General features: G+C 62.0%; 2 protein-coding genes and 1 pseudogene. 2 read left to right on the forward strand and 1 reads right to left on the reverse strand.

The window, feature by feature from the left end:
* Positions 1 to 552, forward strand: a pseudogene (locus tag VGP39_RS22930) (thiamine pyrophosphate-dependent enzyme); the annotation flags it as partial.
* Between the two features lie 35 nt (positions 553 to 587).
* Positions 588 to 947 carry a VanZ family protein gene (locus VGP39_RS22935; RefSeq protein WP_327570382.1) on the forward strand — a complete coding sequence of 120 codons (360 nt, stop codon included), beginning with the start codon at positions 588 to 590 and terminating at the stop codon, positions 945 to 947.
* Between the two features lie 98 nt (positions 948 to 1,045).
* On the opposite strand, the gene VGP39_RS22940 is transcribed toward VGP39_RS22935, so the two are convergent.
* Positions 1,046 to 2,428 (reverse strand): CoA-binding protein (locus VGP39_RS22940; RefSeq protein WP_327570383.1); only part of this gene is annotated, 1,383 nt, incomplete at its 5' end.

A 2,428-nucleotide genomic window follows, 5' to 3' on the forward strand; every position in this document is an offset into this window, starting at 1 on the left:
GTTGCGAAGCTGACGAAGGACGAGGCCGTCGTCGGAGGCATCGGCAACACGAATTTCGACCTCTGGGCCGCCGGCCATCGTCCGCAGAATTTTTACATGCTGGGAAGCATGGGCCTGGCGTTCCCGATCGCTCTCGGCGTCGCACTGGCGCAGCCGAAGCGCCGCATTTTTGCGCTGGAAGGTGATGGTTCGCTGCTGATGCAGCTCGGTTGCCTCTCCACCATCGCGTCGCTGTCGCCGAAGAATCTCAGCCTGATCGTGATGGACAACGGCATCTACCAGATCACCGGCGCACAGCCGACACCCGCCGCCGCATCATCCGATATCGTCGCCATCGCGCAGGGTTGCGGAATTGCGAACAGCGCATGGGCCGCCGACGAGGAAGATTTTGAAAGGCTGATCGATCAATCGCTTGTCGCAACCGTCCGACACTGATCGCGCTGCGGATCGACGACAAGCCCGGCGTCGGGCACCACCGACCGCGATCCTGTGCAAATCCGCGAGCGATTTATGCGCGGGTTAAGCGTGCGGCAGGAAGTGAAGACGGGTTGACGATTCCGAATAAGGAATCGTGCTATCCGGAACGAATGACACTCGTCTTACGGGTCATCGCCTGGCTCCTGACCGCTGCCGTCGTCTTCGCAACGCTGGGGCCGCCGCGATACCGGCCGCATTCCGAACTCGGCCAGGATGGCGAGCATGCACTGGCCTTCGTTCTAGTCGGAATGGCGTTCGGTCTGGCTTACGCCCGCCATCGGCTGCTCACCGCAGGCGTTGCCGTCGTTCTGATCGGCGTGCTCGAGAGGTTGCAAGTCTGGATGCCGGGCCGGCACGCGCGGTTGCAAGATTTTATCGTCGATGCGCTAGCGGCCTGCGCGGGAATTGCGGTGGCGGCGGTGTTGGATTGGTTGATGCAGCTGATGCGTCGATCGAAAAACGATGCCTGAAGTCGTCATGCCCGGGCTTGTCCCGGGCATCCACGTCCAACAGTTCGCGGCACGAAGACGTGGATGGCCGGGAAGAGCTCGGCCATGACGAGTTTCGTTTAGAGCAGCCCCGCGCCGCGGGCCCACTTGTACTTCGCGCCGAGCACCGCGACCGGAATCTCCGTCGAATATGCGTATGCCACGATGCCGTTCTGGTAGAGATAATCGGCGGCCTCCTCGACCTCGATATCGCCGGCGAGCGACGCCACGATCGGCTTCTCGATGCCCTTGGCCTTCATCGCGTTCTTGACCTCGACCATGTTCCTGGCGAACACCATCGGCGGCGTCACGATGGTGTGCCAGTAGCCGAGGATCAGCGAATGAATGCGCGGATCTTCGAGGCCAAGTTTCACGGTGTTGACATAGGTGATCGGCGGCTCGCCGCCGGTGATGTCGACCGGGTTGCCGGCGGCGCCGAACGGCGGGATGAATTTTCGGAACGCCGCGTCGAGGTCCGGCGGGATTTGCATCAACGACAATTTGTTGTCGATGCAGGCGTCCGACAGCAGCACGCCTGAGCCGCCCGCGCCGGTGATGATGACGACGTTTTCGCCCTTCGGCGTCGGCAGCACCGGGATGCCGCGGGCAAATTCCAACATGTCGCGCAGCGAGCGGGCTCGGATCACGCCGGACTGGTTGAACACGTCCTCGTAGATCTTGTCGTTGCCGGCAAGGGCCCCGGTGTGGGAACTCGCGGCCTTGGCGCCGGCCGAGGTGCGGCCCGCCTTCAGCACCACGATCGGCTTCTTCTTCGAGACGCGCTTTGCCACTTCGGCGAAGGCGCGGCCGTCTTTCAAATCCTCGCAATGCTGTGCGATGATCTGGGTGTTGTCGTCCTGCTCAAAGAACGTCAGAAGATCGTCCTCGTCGATATCCGACTTGTTGCCGAGGCCGACGATTGCCGAGACGCCCATCTTGGCGGAACGCGAGAAGCCGATGATCGCCATGCCGATGCCGCCGGACTGAGACGACAGCGCCGCCGAGCCCTTGACGTCATAGGCGGTGCAGAACGTCGCGCACAGATTGGCGTGGGTGTAGTAGAAACCGTAGATGTTCGGCCCCATCAGGCGGACGCCGTATTTCTGACCGATCGCCTGGATCTCTTCCTGGCCCTTCATGTTGCCGGTTTCGGCATAGCCCGATGGAATGAGGATCGCGCCGACCACTTTCTTCTCGCCGCATTCGGTCAGCGCCGCCGCCACGAAGTTGGCCGGAATCGCGAACACGGCAATATCGACCTCGCCGGGCACGTCCTTGATCGACTTGTAAACCTTCTTGCCCATGATCTCATCGGCCTTGGGATGGATCGGATAGATCTCGCCCTTGTAGCCGCCGTTGATCAGGTTCTTCATCACCGAGTTGCCGATCTTGCCGGTCTCGGCGGAGGCGCCGATCACCGCCACCGACTTCGGCTTCATGATGCGGTTCATCTGGCGCACGAT

Origin of the sequence: Bradyrhizobium sp. (genome assembly GCF_036009065.1) — a bacterium.
GTDB lineage: Bacteria > Pseudomonadota > Alphaproteobacteria > Rhizobiales > Xanthobacteraceae > Bradyrhizobium.

What these genes read in the sequence shown, in the direction of transcription:
- VGP39_RS22935 (WP_327570382.1), top strand. Translation starts at nt 588, where the DNA reads ATGACACTCGTCTTACGGGTCATCGCCTGGCTCCTGACCGCTGCCGTC.